A 19,550-nucleotide genomic window follows, 5' to 3' on the forward strand; every position below is an offset into this window, starting at 1 on the left:
CCGGTACGACGAAGGGCCCGGGACCGTCAGACGGTCCCGGGCCCTTCCGCGTACCCCTGCCTACTCCGCCGGCTCCCGGCGGACCTGGAGCAGCTCCTCCAGCTGCTCCTCACGGGCCTGCGCCGCCACGAACAGCAGCTCGTCGCCGGCCTCCAGGGTCTCCTCGGCGCTCGGCGTCAGCACCCGCGAACCGCGGATGATCGTCACCAGCGAGGTGTCCTGCGGCCAGGCGATCTCGCCCACCTGCGTCCCCGCCATCGCCGACTCCGGCGGCAGCGTCAGCTCCACCAGGTTCGCGTCGCCGTGGCTGAAGCGGAGCAGCCGGACCAGGTCGCCGACGCTCACCGCCTCCTCCACCAGGGCCGACATCAGACGCGGGGTCGAGACGGCCACGTCCACGCCCCACGCCTCGTTGAACAGCCACTCGTTCTTCGGGTTGTTCACCCGGGCGACCACCCGCGGCACGCCGTACTCGGTCTTCGCCAGCAGCGACACGACCAGGTTCACCTTGTCGTCGCCGGTCGCCGCGATGACCACGTTGCAGCGCTGCAACGCCGCCTCGTCCAGCGAGGTGATCTCACAGGCGTCGGCCAGCAGCCACTCCGCCTGCGGCACCCGCTCCACCGAGATGGCGGTCGGCGCCTTGTCGATGAGCAGGACCTCGTGGCCGTTCTCCAGGAGCTCGCCCGCGATGGAACGGCCCACCGCACCCGCGCCCGCAATCGCGACCCGCATCAGTGACCGCCCTCCTCGGGACCCTCGGCGAAGGCCGCCTCGACCTTCGTGATCTCGTCCACCCGCATCATCACGTGGACCAGGTCCCCCTCCTGGAGGACCGTCTGCGAGGTGGGGATGATCGCCTCGCCCAGCCGGGTCAGGAAGGCGACCCGCACCCCGGTCTCGTCCTGCAGCCGGCTGATCTTGTGACCGATCCACGCGGGCGAGGTGTGCACCTCGGCGAGCTGCACGCCGCCGCTCGGGTCGCTCCACAGCGGCTCCGCGCCCGAGGGCAGCAGCCGGCGCAGCATCTGGTCGGCGGTCCAGCGGACCGTCGCCACGGTCGGGATGCCCAGGCGCTGGTAGACCTCGGCGCGCCGCGGGTCGTAGATCCGCGCCGCCACGTTCTCGATGCCGAACATCTCGCGGGCCACCCGGGCCGCGATGATGTTGGAGTTGTCCCCGCTGCTCACCGCGGCGAAGGCGCCGGCCTCCTCGATCCCCGCCTCACGGAGCGTGTCCTGGTCGAAGCCCACGCCCGTGACGCGCCGCCCGCCGAAACCGGAGCCGAGACGGCGGAAAGCCGTCGGGTCCTGGTCGACGACGGCGACCGTGTGGCCCTGCTGCTCCAGGGTCTGCGCGAGAGCGGCTCCCACTCGCCCGCAGCCCATGATGACGATGTGCACGTCCCCGTTACCCCGCACTCCTGATCGCCTTGCTGACCTGCGAAAACACCCTGCTCACAACTTTCCTCGCCCGATCGGCCCGGGCCGCGGCGGGCAACGCCCTGCCGGGTTGCCCGGTCCGAGCTTAAGCGGCAACGCTGGCCGGGACCGCATCCGAGGTGATACTCAGGGAGATTCGGTGCCGATCGGGGGTGCCGGTGCGCGTGGCTCTTTTCGAACGCTTACGATCCTCTGCGTGTCCAAACTGACCGACGTGCCCAAACGGATCCTGATCGGGCGGGCCCTGCGCAGCGACAAGCTCGGGGAGACCCTGCTCTCCAAGCGGATCGCCCTCCCCGTCTTCGCCTCCGACCCGCTGTCGTCGGTGGCGTACGCACCGGGCGAGGTCCTCCTCGTCCTCTCCGCCGCCGGTCTGTCGGCCTACCACTTCAGCCCGTGGATCGCGCTGGCCGTGGTCGTCCTCATGTTCACGGTCGTCGCCTCGTACCGGCAGAACGTGCACGCGTACCCGAGCGGCGGCGGCGACTACGAGGTCGCCACCACCAACCTCGGGCCGAAGGCCGGACTCACCGTCGCGAGCGCCCTGCTCGTCGACTACGTCCTCACCGTCGCCGTCTCGATCTCCTCCGGCATCGAGAACCTCGGCTCCGCCGTCCCCTTCGTCGTCGAGCACAAGGTCGCCTGCGCCGTCGGCGTCATCGTCCTCCTCACCCTGATGAACCTCCGCGGCGTGAAGGAGTCCGGCAGCCTCTTCGCCATCCCGACGTACGTCTTCGTCTTCGGCGTCTTCTGCATGATCGCCTGGGGCGCCTGGCGCGGGATCGTCCTCGGCGACACCATGCAGGCCCCCACCGCCGGCTTCGAGATCAAGCCCGAGCACGAGGGGATCGCCGGCTTCGCCCTGATCTTCCTGCTGCTGCGCGCGTTCTCCTCCGGCTGTGCCGCCCTCACCGGCGTCGAGGCCATCTCCAACGGCGTCCCCGCCTTCCGCAAGCCGAAGTCGAAGAACGCCGCCACCACCCTCGCGCTCATGGGCGGCCTCGCCGTCACCATGTTCTGCGGCATCATCTTCCTCGCCCAGGCCACCGACGTCCGGATGGCCGAGAAGCCCGCCGAGGACCTGCTCGTCAACGGCGTCCCCGTCGGCGAGAGCTACGTCCAGGACCCGGTGATCTCCCAGGTCGCCGCGGCCGTCTTCGGCGACGGCACCTTCTTCTTCGTGCTGCTCGCCGCCGCCACCGCGCTCGTCCTCTTCCTGGCCGCCAACACCGCGTACAACGGCTTCCCGCTCCTCGGCTCGATCCTCGCCCAGGACCGCTACCTGCCGCGCCAGCTGCACACCCGCGGCGACCGCCTCGCCTTCTCCAACGGCATCGTGCTCCTCGCCGGCGCCGCCGCCCTCCTCGTCTGGATCTACGGCGCGGACTCCACCCGCCTCATCCAGCTGTACATCGTCGGCGTCTTCGTCTCCTTCACGCTCAGCCAGATCGGCATGGTCCGGCACTGGAACCGGCACCTGAAGACGGAGAAGGACCCGGCCAAGCGCCGCCACATGATCCGCTCCCGCGCGATCAACGCCTTCGGCGGCTTCTTCACCGGCCTCGTCCTCGTCGTCGTCCTCGCCACCAAGTTCACCCACGGCGCCTGGGTCGCCCTCCTCGGCATGGTGATCTTCTACGTGACGATGACCGCGATCCGCCGCCACTACGACTCCGTCTCCGAGGAGATCGCCGCCGCCGAGCAGCGCCCCGACGAGTACGTACGCCCCTCCCGGGTCCGCTCGATCGTCCTCGTCTCCAAGCTCCACAAGCCCACCCTCCGGGCCCTCGCCTACGCGAAGCTGCTGCACGCCAACGAGCTGGAGGCGCTGACCGTCAACGTCGACCCGGCGGAGACCAGGGCGCTCAAGGAGGAGTGGGAGCGGCGCGGCATCAACGTTCCGCTGAAGATCCTCGACTCGCCGTACCGCGAGATCACCCGGCCGGTCATCGAGTACGTGAAGAACCTCCGCAAGGAGAGCCCGCGCGACGCCGTCTCGGTCTACATCCCCGAGTACGTCGTCGGCCACTGGTACGAGCACCTGCTCCACAACCAGTCCGCGCTCCGCCTCAAGGGCCGGCTGCTCTTCACCCCGGGCGTCATGGTGACCTCGGTCCCGTACCAGCTCCAGTCCTCCGAGGCCGCGAAGAAGCGGGCGCGCAAGCGCCAGGACTGGAACGCGCCGGGCTCGGTCCGCCGCGGACCGGTCGAGAAGGCCAGGAAGGAACCGACCGCGAAGAGCAACTAGACTGGTGGGCTGCTGTCCGAACAGCAGCCCACTTCTCTCTCCCCTCTCGCCTTCTCTCTTACGGAGCCCCCGATCATGCAGAACACCCCTGTGACGTCCCTGATCGGGGAGGAGTACGAGGTTGAGGTCGGCCCGGTGGCGCACGGCGGCCACTGCATCGCGCGTACGGAGGAGGGCCGGGTCCTCTTCGTCCGCCACGCGCTGCCGGGCGAGCGCGTCCGGGTCCGCGTCACCGAGGGCGACGAGGCCAGCCGCTTCCTGCGCGCCGACGCCGTCGAGATCCTGGACGCCTCCAAGGACCGCATCGAGGCCCCGTGCCCCTTCGCGGGACCCGGCAAGTGCGGCGGCTGCGACTGGCAGCACGCCAAGCCGGGTGCCCAGCGCCGCCTCAAGGGCGAGGTGATCGCCGAGCAGCTGAAGCGGCTCGCCGGCCTCACCCCGGAGGAGGCCGGCTGGGACGGCACGGTCGTCCCGGCGGAGGGCGACAAGCTCCCGGCGGGCGAGGTCCCGCAGTGGCGCACCCGCGTCCAGTACGCCGTCGACGACGAGGGCCGCGCCGGCCTGCGCAAGCACCGCTCGCACGAGGTCCAGGTCATCGACCACTGCATGATCGCCGCGCAGGGCGTCTCGGAGCTGGGCATCGAGGCCCGCACGTGGGAGGGGATGGCCGCCGTCGAGGCGATCGCCGCCTCCGGCTCGAACGACCGCCAGGTCATCCTGACCCCGCGCCCCGGCGCCCGCCTGCCGCTCGTCGAGCTCGACAAGCCGGTCTCGGTGATGCGGGTCGACGAGAAGGACGGCGGCGTCCACCGCGTCCACGGCCGCGCCTTCGTCCGCGAGCGCGCCGACGAGCGCACCCACCGGGTCGGCAGCGGCGGCTTCTGGCAGGTCCACCCGAAGGCGGCCGACACCCTGATGAGGGCCGTCATGCAGGGCCTCCTCCCGCGCAAGGGCGACACCGCCCTCGACCTCTACTGCGGCGTCGGCCTCTTCGCCGGCGCCCTCGCGGACCGGGTCGGCGACCAGGGCGCCGTCCTCGGCATCGAGTCCGGCAAGCGCGCGGTCGAGGACGCCCGCCACAACCTGGCCGGCTTCCCGCGCGTCCGCGTCGAACAGGGCAAGGTCGAGGCGGTCCTCCCGCGCACCGGCATCACCGAGGTCGACCTCATCGTCCTGGACCCGCCCCGAGCCGGCGCCGGCAAGCAGACCGTCCGCCACCTCTCCCGCCTCGGCGCCCGCCGCATCGCCTACGTGGCCTGCGACCCGGCCGCCCTCGCCCGCGACCTCGGCTACTTCCGCGAGTCGGGCTACCGGGTCCGCACGCTGAGGGCGTTCGACCTGTTCCCGATGACGCATCATGTGGAGTGCGTGGCGATCCTGGAGCCGGTGAAGTAGGGCCGCCGAAGCTCTTCGGACGGGAGCCGCTTCACCCCTTTCCGCCGGGTCGGGCCTGTCTGCGTGGGGGGAGGGGGAAGAAGCCGCTGGTGCGGGCGGCGTACGCGGCGTAGCCGGGGCGGTGGGCCATGTGCTTCTCCAGGAGGCGCTTGCCGCTGCCGACGGTGAGCAGGAGGGTCATCAGGACCGGGGAGACGAGGACGGCGAGGGCCGGCTGCCAGGCGGTGCAGGCGAGCAGGTACAGGCCCCACCAGACGAGGCTGTCGCCGAAGTAGTTGGGGTGCCGGGTCCAGGCCCACAGGCCCTGGTCCATGATCCGTCCGCGGTTGGCGGGGTTCGCCTTGAAGCGGGCCAGCTGGTGGTCGCCGACGGCCTCGAAGGCGAGGCCGGCCGCCCACACCGCGAGGCCGCCGTACGCCAGGGCGTCCAGGGGCGCGGAGCTGTAGGAGGCGGCCTGGACGGGGAGGGAGATCAGCCAGACGAGGGCTCCCTGGCCGAGGTAGACGGCGCGGAGCGCGTAGAGGGTCCGGTTGCCGGGGGCCTTGTCGAGGAGCGCGGCGTAGCGCGGGTCCTCGCCGTGGCCGCGGGAGCGGCGGGCGATGTGGGTCGCGAGCCGCAGTCCCCACACGACGGTCGCCGCGGCGACGAGCGCACGCCGGCCGTCGTCGCCGTGTCCGGCGGACAGCAGCCAGGTCACGGCGGCGACGGCGGCGAACGCGAGGCCCCAGGCGATGTCGACGAGACGGTGCAGATCACGGCGTACGGCGACGGCGAAGGTGGCGAGGAGCACCGTCAGCGCCGCGGCCGCGGCGGCGGCGAGGTTGGCGCCGAGGGCGCTCCAGTCGGTGGCGCTCATGCCGGGCTCGTGGGGGCGTACCAGGCGGCGGGGGTGGCCGGCATGGCCGAGGCTCCTTCGCGGGTGGGCCGTACGGCGAGGATCTGGTCGACGCCCATGCGGCGTTCGGAGAAGGCGAGCGAGGCGCCGGCGAGGTACAGGCGCCACACCCGGGCGGTCGTCGTCCCGACGAGGGCCTCGATGTCGTTCCAGCGCTCTTCGAGGGTGGAGCGCCAGGCGTCGATGGTGGTCGTGTAGTGCTCGCGGAGGGATTCCACGGAGCGCGTCTCCAGGCCCGCGCCCTCCAGCAGGTCCACGGTGCGGCCGACGGGGCGCATGTGCATGTCGGGGGCGATGTACGTCTCGATGAAGGCGCCGCCGCCCGGTGCGTGGGCGCCGCGGGACATCTGCTGGATCAGCAGCCGGCCCTCGGGGCGCAGCACGGCGTGGAGCCTGTCGGCGAAGGCGGGGTACTCGGCGTCGCCGACGTGCTCGCCCATCTCGACGGCGGCCGCGGCGTCGTAGCCGCCGCCGTCGATGTCGCGCCAGTGCCGCAGCTGGACGTCCACGAGGTCGGCCACGCCCTCGCGGGCGGCGCGTTCGGTGACGTGGGCGTGCTGGGCGCGGGAGAGGGTGACGGCGGTGACGCGGACCTTGTGCGCGCGGGCCGCGTGGACGGTGAGGGAGCCCCAGCCGCAGCCGACGTCGAGCAGCCGGTCGCCGGGGCCGAGGCCCAGCTTGCGGCAGATCAGGTCGAGTTTGTCGCGCTGGGCGTCGGCCAGGGTGTAGGCGGGGTCGTCGCGCCGGGTCCAGTAGGCGCAGGAGTACGCCATGGTCTCGTCGAGGAGGAGCGCGTAGAAGTCGTTGGAGAGGTCGTAGTGGTGGCTGATCCCCGCGCGGTCCCGCGCGACGCTGTGCAGGCCGCCCGTCAGGCGGGCCCGCCCGTCCGGGCGCTTCGGGGGCGGGCCGACGACGCCCAGGCGTACCGCCAGGGCGGTGGCCGCGGCCATGCCGGCGGGTCCGGGGCGGGCCCCCGGCCGGTCGCGGACGCTCCGGCCGGCCTGGGAGAGGGCGTCGGCCAGGTCGCCCTCGACGTCGAGGTCCCCGGTGACGTACGCCTCGGCGAGGCCGAGCTCGCCGGGCTGCCACAGCAGGCGGCGCAGGGCCGCGGGCGAGCGGAGGACCACCAGCGGCGCGTCCGCGGGGCCGGCCTGGCTGCCGTCCCACGCGCGGACGCGCACGGGAAGGGGGCCGGGGACGAAGTGGCCGAGGAGCTGGGCGAGTCGGTCGGCGGCGGGCCTCATCGGGGGGATCCTTCGGTGAGGAGGAGCTGGCGGACGTCGAGGTACCCGGAGCGGAACCCGGCCTCCGAGTAGGCGAGGTAGAACTCCCACATGCGCTGGAAGACCGGGTCGAAGCCGAGGTCGGTGACGTCCGGGCGGTGGGCGGTGAACCGTTCGCGCCACAGGCGCAGCGTCTCGGCGTAGTGGTCGCCGAAGCCGTCGTCGGCGTCCGTGCGCAGTCCGGCGGCGGCGGAGTGTTCGGCGATGGCCTCGCGGGACGGGATCAGGCCGCCGGGGAAGACGTACTTGCTGATGAAGGTGTGGGTGGCGGCGGTGTGGAGCATCTGCTGGTGGCCCATGGTGATGGCCTGCAGGGCGATCCTGCCGCCGGGGGCGAGCGCGCGGCGCAGCGCGGTGAAGTAGGCGGGCCAGTAGTCGGCGCCGACCGCCTCGATCATCTCGACGCTGACGACGGCGTCGTAGTGTCCCTCGGCGTCGCGGTAGTCGCGCAGCTGGACGTCCACCCGGTCGGCGAGTCCGGCCGCGGCGATCCGCTCGCGGGCCAGGGCGGCCTGCTCGGCGGAGAGGGTCAGGGTGGTGACCCGCGCGCCGCGGGCGGCGGCCCGCAGGGCGAGTTCGCCCCAGCCGGTGCCGATCTCCAGCAGCCGGGTGCCCTGGCCCACGCCGGCGAGGTTCAGGAGCCGGTCGATCTTGCGGTGCTGTGCGGAGGCGAGGGACTCGAAGCGGGCGGGGAAGGCGTTGAAGATCGCGGAGGAGTAGGTGAGGGTGGGGTCGAGGAAGGTGGCGAACAGGTCGTTGGACAGGTCGTAGTGCCGCTGGATGTTGGCACGGGCCCCCTCGCGGGTGTTCCGGTCGCCGGCCGGCCGGGCGGACACCCACAGGCGCCGGAGCCGCCGCAGCGGAGCGGGCACCAGCTCGTCGACGCGGCCGGCGAGGACGGTCAGCACACCGGCCAGGTCGTCGCTGTCCCACTCGCCGGCCAGATAGGACTCGCCGAAGCCGATCAGCCCGTGCCGCCCGACGCGCCGGTGGAACGCGTCCGGGTCGTGGAGGACCAGCCGCGGCCCGGCCGCCGCCGGGCGGGCACCGGCCGGGGGCGCGGTCAGCTCCAGCCGGTCCAGCGCGCGCCCCACCAGGTATCTGGCGACGGAGGTCCGGGCGGCGCCGGCCGGGGGGAGCACGGCCACGTCCGGCCAGCGGTCGGCGTCCACGTCCGCACGGCCGAGGGGCGCGGCGGTCGCGGGGCCGTCCGGCGTCCGCTGCGGTATGGCGGCGGTGGGGCCGGCGGACCGGGTGCGGCTCTCGGAGGTGAGGGCGGGGCGGGTCACGGCAGCATGCCTTTCTGCGGGCAGGAACGGGGACGGGGCTGCACGGGCAGCCCGCGCAGCAGCAGGTGGACACCGTGGCGGCGGATGCCGGCCCAGACCGCGGCGGTGGACCAGGGTCTGCGCGCGGCCGCGGCCAGCAGACCGGTCGCGGTGGCGGGCCGGCGGCGGCCCCGGACGGTCGCGGTGAACGCCCGGCCGTCGTCGTTCTCCAGGTGGACGGTCAGGGCCAGCCGCTCCCCGGGGAGGGGCAGGCGCATCCGGTAGCGGCCCTCGACCGCGAAGAACGGCGAGACGTAGAACGTCTTGTCCACCTCGGCCTCGGCCGCCCCGTCCGTCCGCAGCAGATAGCAGTGGCGCTGCCCGTAGGTGTTGTGGACCTCCGCGACGACGCACACCGGGGCGCCGGAGGCATCGTGACACCAGTACACGCTCAGCGGGTTGAAGACGAACCCGAACACCCGGGCGTGCGCCAGCATCACCACGCGCCCGCCGCCCAGGTCGATGTCGTGGGCGGCGAGGAAGGCGTCCAGCCCGGCACGGATGGACCCGGAGGCGCCGCCGAAGTGGTCGCGGGCGTCGAAGCGGGCGAGCGGACGCAGCGGCCGGGGCAGCACCGGCAGCCGGTCGAGGTCCACGCACCACAGGTAGGTGCGGTGCCGCAGCGTGTGGCGCAGCGGCGTGCGGCGGACGTGCGTGATCTCGCACTCGTACAGCGCCGCGGAAGCCGTGCTCACGGGGCCTGGGGAGAGGACGTCTCCTCCGGTACGGGTCACCAGCGGACTCCCAGGGACCGGGCGGCCTCGACGCCGGAGCGGCAGCCGTCCTCGTGGAATCCCCAGCCCTGCCAGGCGCCCGCGTAGGCGGTCACACCGGTCTGGAGGCGGGCCAGTTCCTTCTGCGCCGCGACCGAGGCGGGCGTGTAGACGGGGTGCTCGTACACCATCCGCTCCACCACCCGGTCCGCGGCGATGCCGTCGTCGCCGCCCAGCGTGACGACGTAGCCGGAGCCGGCGGGCAGGCGCTGGAGGCGCTCCATGTCGTAGCTGACGCGCACCGGAGCGGTGGAGGGCTCGCAGCCGGTCATGCGGTAGTTCCAGCTCGCGCGCGCCCTGGGGGAGCGGGGCAGGAGGGAGGTGTCGGTGTGCAGCACGGTGGGGTTGCGGGAGTAGCGGAAGGCTCCCAGGAGCCGCTGTTCGTCGTCGGTGGGGTCGGCGAGCAGGCGGAGCGCCTGGTCCGGGTGCGTGGCGATGACGACGGCGTCGTACGCCTCGGTGGCGCCGTCGCCGGTGGTGACGAGGGCGCGCCCGCCGGTGCGCCGGACGGCCTCGACCGGGCTGGCGGCACGGACGCGGTGGACGCGTTTGGCGGCGGCGGCGACGTAGGCGGCCGAACCGCCGGTGACGGTCTTCCACTGCGGGGAGCCGGTGACGGACAGCAGCCCGTGGTGGCGCAGGAAGGCGAACAGGTACGCGGCCGGGTACTCCAGCGCGGTGCGGGCGGGGCAGGACCACACGGCGGCGACGAGCGGCAGGGCGAAGTGGCTGACGAAATAGGGGGAGTAGCCGCCGTCGCGCAGGAAGTCACCGAACGTGACGTCCGCGGGGGCGCCGCGCGCCAGCAGGCGCCGGGCGGCACGGTGGAAGACCGGCACCTCCGCGAGGAGCCGCAGGTACCTGCCCCGCAGCGCGGCCCGGGAGGCGAAGAGCCCCGCCGCGCCCCGGGCGCCCGCGTACTCCAGCCCGCATCCGTCGCACCGCACCGACATGCTCATCTCGGCGTCCTGCGTACCGATCTCCAGCTCCCGGAACAGACGGAGCAGGGTGGGGTAGGTGCGCTCGTTGTGCACGATGAAGCCGGAGTCCACGGCGACCGACCGCCCGCCCGGACCGGTCAGTTCACGGGTGTGCGCGTGCCCGCCGAGCCGTCCGTCCGCCTCGTACAGGGTGACCTCGTACGAGGCCGCCAGGACGTACGCGGCCGTCAGGCCCGCCACCCCGGCGCCCACGACCGCCGCCCTCCGCTGTTCCACCACGACCGCTCCCGCCTCTCGACACACCGCTCGACTGTCGCGCTTCACCTGTACTTCGCAGCGGGCGGCCCGTCGGATGCGGCCGTTTCCCGGGCGGGATCGCGCGCTTCTCCTCCGGCTCGCGGACCTCTCGCGCGCGGAGCGCGCCTCCGGGACCGCCCCTCCCGGGGATCAGCCGCGGCCGACCGGTGCGTCGGTCAGGGCCGTGGCTCGCGGGCCCCGGGGGCTCTGGGGGGCGAAGACGCGCCACATCCAGAACTGGCCGTAGGCGACGGCGGCCAGGACGGGGAGCACCACCACGGCCAGGAGGCCGAGGGAGGCCGGGTCCGCCACGGCTTCGGTGAGGGTGAGCGCGCCGGTGCCGGAGCGGGTGGCCAGGACCGTGGTGCCGTTGACGACGCCGATCGCCGCGGGCAGGGCGAGCAGCGGGGCGGCGCCGAGCAGGAGGGCCGCGCCGGGGCGGCCCGCCGCGCGGAGCCGTTCGGACGCGAAGACGCCGAGCGCGGCGGCCACGCCCACCAGGGTCACCGCCACCGGGGCGTCGGTGACTCCGGCCGCCGCCACCGCGGCCAGCAGGACCAGTCCGACCAGGGGCCAGTGGAGCCGGTCGGCGAGCCGCGCGAGCCGGGCCTGCTCGGGGTCGGTCTCGGGCAGCCGCCGGGCGGCGAAGAGCACGCCCTGGCGGAGGGCGCCCACGACGACGACGGCCGCGCAGGCGAGGGAGAAGGGGTGGACGAGGTCGGAGAGGGCGGCCACCGCGTGCCCGTCGCCGTCCGTGGACAGCCCCCGGATCAGGGCCGCCAGGAGCGTCCCCCACGCCAGGGCCAGCACCAGGCTGGCCGCGGGCAGGACGACGTCCCAGGCGCGCCGCCAGCCGTCGGACGGCAGCGCGGTGCGGAACCACAGGGCGGCGTCCCGCAGCACCCAGGCGGTCAGCACCAGGACCACCGGGATCCGCAGGGCGGTCAGGAGCGCGCCCTCCAGCAGGGGCAGGGCACCCAGCAGCAGGCCGGCGAAGGCGACCAGCCACACCTCGTTGGCGAGGAACAGGGGGACGAGGGCACGGCGGGCGCGCTCGCGGTCCCGCTCCGACCGGGCGAAGGGGATCAGCATGCCCATGCCGAAGTCGATGCTCTCCAGGGCCAGGTATCCGGCGAGTAACAGGCCCGTCAGGGCGTACCAGAAGACTTCCACGGTGGCGTCCCGTCAGATGGTGGGGTCGGTCGGTCAGTAGGAGAAGCGGACGTCGGCACCACCGGAGCCGGCGGCGTCCAGGGGGTCGGCCCCCGGGTCCGACGGGTCCCGCGGTCCGGGCAGGTCCGCCCCGCCGATGAAGGCCGCGTCGGGGCCCCGCCGGGCGTAGTGCGTGATCAGCGCCCAGTCGAGGACGACGAGGAGCACCAGTACCGTCGTCAGGGCGACGACCGTGGCCAGCATGGCGCCGAACGAGGTGTCCGACACGGCCTGCGCCACGGTGAGTTCACCGGTCACCGCCCATGGCTGGCGGCCCACCTCGCGGGTGAGCCAGCCGCCGATCAGGGCGATGAACCCGAAGGGCAGCAGCGCCATGGCGAACCACATCCGGAAGCGCTTGCGGGACGGCGGCACGGCCGTCCGGCGGGCGGCGGTCGCCGGGATCCACGAGACGAAGAGCAGCACGATGCCGATCAGGATCATGATCAGGGCGGGCGTCGCCACCCACTCCGGCGGCAGCCAGTCGCCGGGGCCGTACTGCGCCGTCTGGGCGGCGTTCAGCTCCTCCGGCGAGGGGCCCTCCCCGGACACCACGGCGTGCTTGGCGGGCTGGTACGTCTTCAGCTCGTCCAGGTGGACGAGACCGGCCACGATGGTGACGAGCGCGCCGGCGGCCGCGAGGATGCCGCCCTGGGCCAGGGTGGGCCGGAAGAAGGCGACCTCGTGGTCACGGCGCAGGTGGGAGGCGCTGACGGCGGCGAGGAAGAGTCCGGCGAGCAGGGCGACGGCGCCGGCGATGTGCGCCAGCGCGTACCAGGTCGCCCCGTTGGTGAGGAGCGCGCCCCAGTCGGTGACGCGGGTGACGCCGCCGCTCGTCTCATGGCCGACGGGATTCTGCATGAAGCCGTTGACCACCATGATCCAGAACGTGGACAGGTACGCGGTGAGCGCGACCAGCCAGATCAGCACGAGGTGGGCGCGGGCGGACAGGCGCCCGAAGCCGAAGGCCCACATGCCGAGGAAGGTGGACTCCAGGAAGAAGGCGACGATGGTCTCGATGGCCACCGGGGCGCCGATGACATTGCCCATCACATGCGACAGACCGGACCAGTTCAGACCGAACTGGAACTCCTGCACGATGCCGCTGATGATGCCCAGCGCGTAGTTGATGACGTACAGGCCGCCCCAGAAGCGCACCCGCCGCATGCCCGTGGCCCGCGCCTCGGGGTCGCGGGCCCGGGTGGCGCGGGTCTGCGTCACGGCCACGACGGTGACGAGGCCCAGGGTCAGGGCGACGAAGAGGAAGTGCAGCCCGGCCGTCACGGCGAACTGGAGGCGGGCGAGGTCAGCTGTGTTCACGGGGGCGTTCCTCGCTGTGGTGGGCGACGGGTAATCGTGTGGTGGTGTGGGTGGAGCTCACCGTCCCGGCCACGGCCGCGAGGTGCTCCGGCTGATGCGACTCCATGGGCTCACCCTATCGACGAAGATCCCAAATCATGTGGAAAACAAGGGAGTTGCGGAGGTATCGAACGGGTGAAGCTCGCGTGGTTCAGGGCACCCTCCTGGGCTGTGCGCGCGTGGCCGCCTCGTCGGGCCGCGGTGTTCGGTCCGGGCCGGGCGTGCGGTCGCCCCGACGGGCGGGGAGCCGCGCCGTCACACGGTCGGCACGGCCGGACCCGCCGACGGCGCGGGCCGTCGGCCCCGGGCCGGGCCGTGTCTTTCGGATCAGGCCGCACGGAGAACGTCGGGCGGCGTGGCCGCCGCCGACGTTACCAACGAGGTCGCCGTCGCGACACGGTGTCCTTGCACGTGCGCGCGTGCGCTTTTCACTAGGAGCCGCGCGCACGTCATGCGAGCCGCGCAAACACCTCAGGCGAGTCGAGCAAGCACCTCAGGCGTGTCGAGCAAGCACCTCAGGCGAGCCGCGCGCGGGCCACCCAGTGGTGGTCGCGGGGCGGGCAGAGTCGTGCGGGCGGCGCCGGCACCCAGGAGCAGGCGCCTTCGGCGAGCCCGCCCAGCGTGTACGCCTCCGCCCGCCAGCCCTGACCGCCCAGCAGACCGCCCAGGTCGTCCAGGCCGAGCCGGAACGCCGACCCCCGGGACGCCATGAACGCCAGGAACTCCTCGTTGGCCGGGTCCCGGAAGTACGCGGAGTGCGGGGCGTCGACGAGCAGCACGGAACCGGGGCCCGACAGGCCCCTGATCCGGGCGAGCAGCCCGGCGAAGTGCTCCAGGCGCAGGTACGGGAGCAGTCCCTCGACGATCCACACCGTGGCGCGATCCGGCTCGTGACCCGCCTCCCTCAGCCGCCGCGGCCACGTCTCGTCGCGCAGGTCCTCGCTCAGTGCCACCCGGCCGCACGTGAGCTGGTCCGCGACCGGGGCGAGCAGGGCCTCCTTCGCCTCCAGCTGGCCCGGCAGGTCGACCTCGAAGTACCGGGTGCGGGCCGGGAGTCCGAGCCGCCAGGCCCGCGTGTCACTGCCCGCCGCCAGGCACACGACCTGGGTGACGCCGTCGGCGACGGCCTCCTGGAGGGCGATGTCGCCGAACCGCCCCCGCACGATCACCGAGCCGACCGTGCCGCCGGCCGCCAGCGCCTCCCGGGCCATCAGCCGCGACCGCTCCGTGCTCAGGAGCACGGCATGGCGGTCCGCCAGATAGGCGTCGGGGCGCTCGTGCTCCATGGCCCTGATGACCGCCGTGATGAAACCGGTCTCCTTGACGGCGGTGGCCTCGTCGCCCCGCCGGTCCGTGTCCGTCACTCCGCACTCCCCTTCTCGCGCCGCACGGCCGGCCGCCGACGCGGGCCGACGGAGAGCGTGGGCCGCGAGTTGACCCAGTCCTGATCGAACTTCCCTGTCGCCGCGTAGCCGCGGGAGATCTCCGCCAGCTCCTCCGCGCCGAAGACGTCCTCGATCCGCTCGAAGCCCTGAGGGGCCCGCTGGTGCGCCAGCGTCAGCACCTTCTCCGGCCCCATGGAGCGGTTGCTCCTCTGCAGTTCCGTCATCTGCGGCAGACGGTCCGCCTCGTACGCGCGCAGGGCGTCGGCCGGATCGGAGCACATGGCGAGGTGCCGGGCCAGCACCCGCGCGTCGACGACGGCCTGGGTGGCGCCGTTGGACCCGGCGGGGTACATCGCGTGGGCGGCGTCCCCCAGGAGGGTCGCGCGGCCGAAGGTCCACCGGGGCAGCGGGTCCCTGTCGGCCATCGGGTACCGGTGGATCCGCTCGGTGTCCGCGAACAGGCGGCCGAGGTCGACGTCCGGCGGCGACCAGCCGCCGAACTCCCGCAGGAGGTACCGCCGCATGCCGGCGACGTCCGCGGGCGAACGCCCGCCGGCGGGGGAGCCCGGGGCGGCGGCCACCCAGTTGACGAGGCACCGGCCCGTCGCCTCGTCCCGCTCGATCGGGTACAGGACCAGCCGTCTCCGGTCGTCCCCCAGGACGGTCATGGAGGATCCGGTCAGGAACCCCCGGCCCCACACCGTCCCCCGGTGCATCGTCACGCCGTTGCCCAGGGGAGGGCCCTCGGCCGGGTAGAACGACGCGCGCACCGCCGAGTGGATGCCGTCCGCCCCGACGAGGACGTCCGTCTCCACCGCGCGCGTGGCGCCCCCCTCGTACGCGAAGACGGCGCGCGTCCCGCCCGGCCCGTCGTCCAGGCCGGTGAACCGGGCGCCGGTGACGAGGGCGCCGTCGCCCAGGCGGCGCCGTACCTCCTCCTCCAGGACCGCGTGGAGGTGGGCGTGGGACAGCGAGAGCTGGGGCCAGCGGTACCCCGCGGCCAGCCCCCGGTCCTCCCGCCAGACGAGACGCCCCCGCGGGGTGCACAGCACCAGTTCCCGGGTCCGCACGGCCCGCCGCCGCAGCGCCTCCAGGAGCCCGAGCTCCGCGAGTTCACGGACGGCGTTGGGCAGGATGTTCAGACCGAACCCCGGCGGCCGCGGACGCGGAGCTGCCTCGAAGACGGTGACGTCCTCGAACCCCGCGGCGTGCAGGCTCGTCGCGGTGGCCAGTCCGCCGATCCCGGCCCCGACTATCGTGATTCTCATCGCCCGTGCTCACTCCAGGTCGTGACGGTCGTGACGGTCGTGACGGTGGCTTCAGCGCGCGGCGGTCGGTCCGAGCGCGGCGTGGTTCTGCCGGGTGAGAGCGAGGATCTCGTCGAGGAGCTCCGTGCTCCCGCCGCCGCTGCCCAGCTGGTAGAGCCGCAGCTCCTCCTGATAGGCGCGCCGCGCCATGACCAGGTGCTTCCCGCGGAACGAGGCCAGCGTCCTGAGCGCCTCCCGCAGGGCCCGCGCGCCGGCCTGCACGTGCCGCGCCTCGTCCGGGGAGAGGGAGTCCCCGAGGGCCTCGGCGTAACGGGAGGCCAGAGACGGCGACGCCCGCCATTCCGCGTACCGCTCCCGCCAGTCGGGGAGCGTGTGCGAGGCGACCTCGTCACAGAACGCCAGGTACTCCTCGCCGCCCCGGTCCGACGCCCACAGCAGCACGTCGACCAGGAAGAGCGGGATGTGGGCCGCGGCCGGCCCCATGTACAGGCGGCCCGCCACGTGGACGTCCTCGAAGTACGGCCGCAGCTCGCGGGCGAAGAACTCGGGCGAGACGCCCCGCAGCACGCGCTTCATCGTCGCGTCGACCACGCCGACGCACGAGACCAGGCACGCCCAGGCGTCGTCGTACCCGGACCTGCGCGGATCCGCGTCGCACAGCGAGCGGCCGGCCTCCAGGGCACGCGCCAGCTCCGGTACGCACGTCCGCACCGCGCCGATCAGACCGCGCTCCATCGGGTGCCCGGTGTAGAGCCGCTCGCGCTCTCCCGGGGGGTTCCAGGACGTGTAGTGGTAGACCGTGTCGCGCGGTATCAGACGCGTCCGCCGGCCGAGCAGTTCGAAGGGCCCGGTGGCGCCCGGGAGGACGTCGAAGGCGACCACGCCGTGCCGCTTCAGGCTGCCGAGGTACATTCCCAGGTCGCGCATCGCGGCGAGGCACTCCGGCAGAGTGAAGCCCGCGACGCGCTCCTCCGTGGGGAGCGCGTCACCGAGGACCCGCGCCAACGCGTCGACGTCCGCGGCCTCGTTCAGCTTGGGCAGACGCCGCAGGTCGGCGTCGAGGCGCAGCGGATCGAGCCGTGCCACCTCCGCGTTGAACTCCTCGGAGGCGACGTCCAACTGTCTTCGGGAAGGCATGCGAACCAACTCCAGGTGGGTGTCCCCCCGGTCACGCGGTGCCGGAGCGAGGTGAGCCGGGGCCGACGCCCCCGACGCCCCCGCCGGCTCCGCACAAGGGAGTTGCGGGGACGGCGAAGGAGGGGGACTCGAGTCGTTCATGGCACCCTCCTGGGCTGTGCGGCCGTGGCCGTCTCTTCGAGCCGTGGCGTTCGGTCCGGGCCAGGCGTACGGGTCACGCCGACGAGCGAGGAGCCGCGCCGTCACACGGGCGACACCGCCGGGTCCGCCGCGGCGTGGGTGGTCGGCCCCGGGCGATGCCACACGGAGAACATCGGGCGGCGCGGCCGCCGTCGAGGTGAGAAGCGGCCCCCGGCCATGTGGGGTGACGGGGGCTTCACCTGGAGTTCCTCGAGCCGTGCTTCGACGTCGGCCTGTGCCTGAACCCCGGGAACGCCGCCGACGCTACCAGCGGGATTGTCGCCACAACACGTTGTCATTCCACGTGTGCGCGTGCGCTTTTCACCTGGCGCCGGTGGTCAGCGGGCGAGGAGGGCGCCGCACGCGAACGGCAGGATCTGGACGCCGCCGCGGGCCGGCGGGTCGGTCCCTAAGTGCCCTGGAGGGGTGGGGAGTTCGGGATGGCGGGGGCGCGTGGCACTGGCCGCCGGGCCGCTACCAGACAGGCGGGACCTCAGGCCCGGCCCCCACCGGACACGACTCGACGCAGGGTGTCGGAGCCCGGCCGGAAGTGCGCGACGTACACGACTCGGCCGCGCGGCGCGGTGAACCGTGCCGCCCGCCACGCCCGTTCACCGAAGGCCGGCCTCCGGCTCGGCCTCGCCCTCTCCGGCCGCCGGGCCGGTCGGCTCCGGTGCGTCCTCGGGGGACAGGACGGTGGTCTGTTGCACCGTCACCCCCGGGACGCGGTTCCGCAGCCAGTCGACCACGGCCTGCGGCGACAGCACCGCCGCGGCCTGGTGGATCCCGCGCAGCACCTGCCTGTTGGTCACCGCGGCCGCGGCGAACGCCCCGACCGCCCCGGTCAGCCGCGCGGCGTCGTCGCCCCGGATCACCACCGCCCGGGTGACCGGGACACCCTCCTGGTTCCAGCCGTCCAGACGCCCCCACAGCACGTGGTACGGGGTGCGGCCGGCCGCGTCGAGGGCGCTGGAGCGCACCAGCACGTCGGCCCTGGCGGCCAGGCTCAGCCCGGCCGAGTGCTCACCGTGCGACCGGACCAGGGTGTCGAGCAGCGTCGGTCCGTCGAACGCGTTGTACCACTTCGCCTCCCGGAGTCCGAGCGTCCGGGCCCGGTCCACCAGCTCCTCCGTCAGGAACGGATGCGCGGTGAGCGGCCGGGACACCCCGGGCACCATGAAGTGCGGCTCGATCTCCAGCGCCGAGGGCACCACCCGCCCCCGCCAGACCGCCGACGGGGTGCCGAAGCCGCGGTCGACGCTCAGCAGGGCGTCCACGGCCCCGGCGCGGGTCAGCGGCCCCACCCCCGCGTAGCAGCCCGTGAACGCCCCGCCGCTGGCCAGGCCGTGTGCCAGCAGCTCGGGCAGCAGCCCGGAGAGCCCCGGGGACAGCCCGGCCGACAGGACCGCGGTGCGCTCCGGCACCGGCTCGGACGCACTGCCGTCGTCCATGACGTCCACGTAGTCGGCCCCCGCCTCGAAGGCCGCCCGGCGGGGCCTGTCGACCAACAGGTAAGCGGGCCCTGAGCAGTTGAGGACGGTACGGCAGCCCTCGCTGAAGCGGACCAGGCTGTCGGTGTTGTTCGCGTCCACCCACATGGCCTCGGCGCGCCCGGGCAGCGAGGCCGCGAACACGCGCGCCGCGTCCGTGTGACGCCCGCCGATCCGGAGCCGGTACCGGCCCTCGGCGGCGAGGCTGCGGGCCGCGTGCCGGCCGACCGCGCCGTACGCCCCGATGATGCCGATCACCGGCGCCTTGCGGGACGTCATGCCGGGGCTCCCGCTGACCGCCGCGCCCCGTGACCGGCCGCCACGACCGGGCCCTCGCCCGCCGGGAAGGGCGCCCGGGGGCGGAGTCGGGCGCCCTCTCCGCGTAACGCGACCGCTGACGCGGTGAGTGGGGGAACGCACTCCGCAACACGCATAGCGTCATGCCTCTCGTCGTCACCGTAGTGAGGAGGACCCGCACCGGAGCGGTGTCGACGCCAGCTTCACACAACACCACCGGAACGGCTCCGGCCACCGACGCCAATCAGCCACCGGAACGGCCGGTACCGGGCACGCGGTCCGCCCGAACGACGCCCGCCTGAACGGGGCCGCCCGGACGGCGCCCGCCTGAACGGCGCCCGCCCGGACGGCTCGCGCCCCGGGCGCGGGGTCCGAGCACGGGGAACGGCGAACCGGCCACCCCGCCCGGTACCGCGGCCAAGGCCCCGACCCGCAGCCCCCGAACCGCCGCCACGCGCGCGTGCGCCACCGCGAACGCCGTGCCGCCACGCGCGCGTGCGCCACCGCGAGCGCCCGGCCGGGCCCCGGCCAGGCCGCCCGTCAGCCGACCCCCCCCGCCCCGCCGCCCCCACCCCGGAGGCCACACTCTCCCTCGTGACCACCAGCACCCCCTCCACCAC

15 protein-coding genes are annotated in these 19,550 nt (G+C 73.8%); 2 read left to right on the forward strand and 13 right to left on the reverse strand.

The annotated features are described in order from the left end of the window. Nucleotides 1–60: 60 nt before the first annotated feature. Together IF73_RS0131180 and IF73_RS0131185 are read right to left on the reverse strand one after the other, a co-directional pair. Complete coding sequence (locus IF73_RS0131180) at nucleotides 61–735, reverse strand: potassium channel family protein (RefSeq protein WP_031013866.1); 675 nt, start codon at nucleotides 733–735, stop codon at nucleotides 61–63. Then, nucleotides 735–1,403, reverse strand: a complete 669-nt coding sequence (locus IF73_RS0131185; protein WP_030496284.1) for a potassium channel family protein — start codon at nucleotides 1,401–1,403, stop codon at nucleotides 735–737. The genes IF73_RS0131180 and IF73_RS0131185 overlap by 1 nt, the downstream gene beginning before the upstream one ends. Before the next feature lie 235 nt (nucleotides 1,404–1,638). Between IF73_RS0131185 and IF73_RS0131190 the strand changes: the two genes are divergently transcribed. Continuing rightward, nucleotides 1,639–3,690, forward strand: coding sequence for an APC family permease (locus IF73_RS0131190; RefSeq protein WP_031013867.1), 2,052 nt, complete (start codon nucleotides 1,639–1,641; stop codon nucleotides 3,688–3,690). Between the two features lie 75 nt (nucleotides 3,691–3,765). Then, entirely contained in the window at nucleotides 3,766–5,085 is a 1,320-nt protein-coding gene (locus IF73_RS0131195) for a class I SAM-dependent RNA methyltransferase (protein ID WP_031013868.1), read from the forward strand. A gap of 31 nt (nucleotides 5,086–5,116) precedes the next feature. On the opposite strand, the gene IF73_RS0131200 is transcribed toward IF73_RS0131195, so the two are convergent. From IF73_RS0131200 to IF73_RS0131255, 11 genes are all read right to left on the reverse strand, one after another. Further along, nucleotides 5,117–5,941, reverse strand: coding sequence for a DUF1295 domain-containing protein (locus IF73_RS0131200; RefSeq protein ID WP_031013869.1), 825 nt, complete (start codon nucleotides 5,939–5,941; stop codon nucleotides 5,117–5,119). Further along, nucleotides 5,938–7,224 (reverse strand): SAM-dependent methyltransferase, encoded by a 1,287-nt coding sequence (locus tag IF73_RS0131205; protein WP_031013870.1) that lies wholly within the window; start codon nucleotides 7,222–7,224, stop codon nucleotides 5,938–5,940. Before IF73_RS0131205 ends, IF73_RS0131200 begins: the two co-directional genes overlap by 4 nt. Next, a complete protein-coding gene (locus IF73_RS0131210; RefSeq protein ID WP_031013871.1) occupies nucleotides 7,221–8,552 on the reverse strand; it encodes an SAM-dependent methyltransferase in 1,332 nt (443 codons plus the stop codon). Before IF73_RS0131210 ends, IF73_RS0131205 begins: the two co-directional genes overlap by 4 nt. Beyond that, nucleotides 8,549–9,286 carry a DUF1365 domain-containing protein gene (locus tag IF73_RS0131215; RefSeq protein ID WP_031013872.1) on the reverse strand — a complete coding sequence of 246 codons (738 nt, stop codon included), beginning with the start codon at nucleotides 9,284–9,286 and terminating at the stop codon, nucleotides 8,549–8,551. The genes IF73_RS0131210 and IF73_RS0131215 overlap by 4 nt, the downstream gene beginning before the upstream one ends. A gap of 35 nt (nucleotides 9,287–9,321) precedes the next feature. After that, entirely contained in the window at nucleotides 9,322–10,584 is a 1,263-nt protein-coding gene (locus IF73_RS0131220) for an NAD(P)/FAD-dependent oxidoreductase (RefSeq protein ID WP_037881086.1), read from the reverse strand. 168 nt (nucleotides 10,585–10,752) lie between these two features. Continuing rightward, nucleotides 10,753–11,775 carry a cytochrome d ubiquinol oxidase subunit II gene (locus IF73_RS38915; protein ID WP_051717494.1) on the reverse strand — a complete coding sequence of 341 codons (1,023 nt, stop codon included), beginning with the start codon at nucleotides 11,773–11,775 and terminating at the stop codon, nucleotides 10,753–10,755. A 33-nt stretch (nucleotides 11,776–11,808) separates the two neighbouring features. Then, nucleotides 11,809–13,134, reverse strand: coding sequence for a cytochrome ubiquinol oxidase subunit I (locus tag IF73_RS0131230; RefSeq protein WP_051717496.1), 1,326 nt, complete (start codon nucleotides 13,132–13,134; stop codon nucleotides 11,809–11,811). Nucleotides 13,135–13,688: 554 nt separating this feature from the next. Further along, on the reverse strand, nucleotides 13,689–14,537 hold the full coding sequence (locus IF73_RS38920) for a class I SAM-dependent methyltransferase (protein ID WP_051717498.1): 849 nt from the start codon (nucleotides 14,535–14,537) through the stop codon (nucleotides 13,689–13,691). Beyond that, the gene (locus tag IF73_RS0131245) at nucleotides 14,534–15,826 is read right to left on the reverse strand and encodes an FAD-dependent monooxygenase (RefSeq protein ID WP_051717500.1); all 1,293 of its coding nucleotides are present in this window, start codon (nucleotides 15,824–15,826) and stop codon (nucleotides 14,534–14,536) included. Before IF73_RS0131245 ends, IF73_RS38920 begins: the two co-directional genes overlap by 4 nt. A gap of 51 nt (nucleotides 15,827–15,877) precedes the next feature. Further along, nucleotides 15,878–16,963: a monodechloroaminopyrrolnitrin synthase PrnB family protein gene (locus tag IF73_RS0131250; protein WP_158822204.1), complete on the reverse strand. Its 1,086-nt coding sequence runs from the start codon at nucleotides 16,961–16,963 to the stop codon at nucleotides 15,878–15,880. 791 nt (nucleotides 16,964–17,754) lie between these two features. Beyond that, nucleotides 17,755–18,912, reverse strand: a complete 1,158-nt coding sequence (locus tag IF73_RS0131255; RefSeq protein ID WP_051717503.1) for a saccharopine dehydrogenase NADP-binding domain-containing protein — start codon at nucleotides 18,910–18,912, stop codon at nucleotides 17,755–17,757. Nucleotides 18,913–19,550 lie beyond the last annotated feature (638 nt).

Origin of the sequence: Streptomyces sp. NRRL F-5727 (genome assembly GCF_000719555.1) — a bacterium.
Classification (GTDB): Bacteria; Actinomycetota; Actinomycetes; order Streptomycetales; family Streptomycetaceae; genus Streptomyces.